Here is a 255-nt window from a genome sequence, read left to right as displayed (position 1 = left end):
GCAAGTAAGGACCATACTTGATATCTGATTGCCAGAGTTGGTTGCGATGTCGTTTCTGAAACCTTCGGGCGGCTACTCCTGTCTGGGAATAGAGTCTCATTTGTCGTGTACTGTAACCCTTTTCCGTTAGTTTTTCCTGAAGGGTTGACCTTTTGATTTGTCCTGGTTCAGCCAGCCCTTCCCATTCAAGAATCTGTATAATTTGAGCTACGCTCCGGCTCGGCACTTCCTTACGTAGAAGAATCGCCTGGTCTA

General features: G+C 47.1%; 1 pseudogene. It reads right to left on the bottom strand.

What is annotated here, in order from left to right:
• A pseudogene (locus M3212_RS22470) lies at positions 1 to 255 on the bottom strand (transposase); the annotation flags it as partial.

The sequence above is a fragment of the Halalkalibacter oceani genome, from assembly GCF_023715705.1.
Classification (GTDB): Bacteria; Bacillota; Bacilli; order Bacillales; family Bacillaceae_D; genus Halalkalibacter; species Halalkalibacter oceani_A.
The sequence above is the reverse complement of the archived record's forward strand: the minus strand, read 5'-3'. Positions and strand labels throughout refer to the sequence as shown.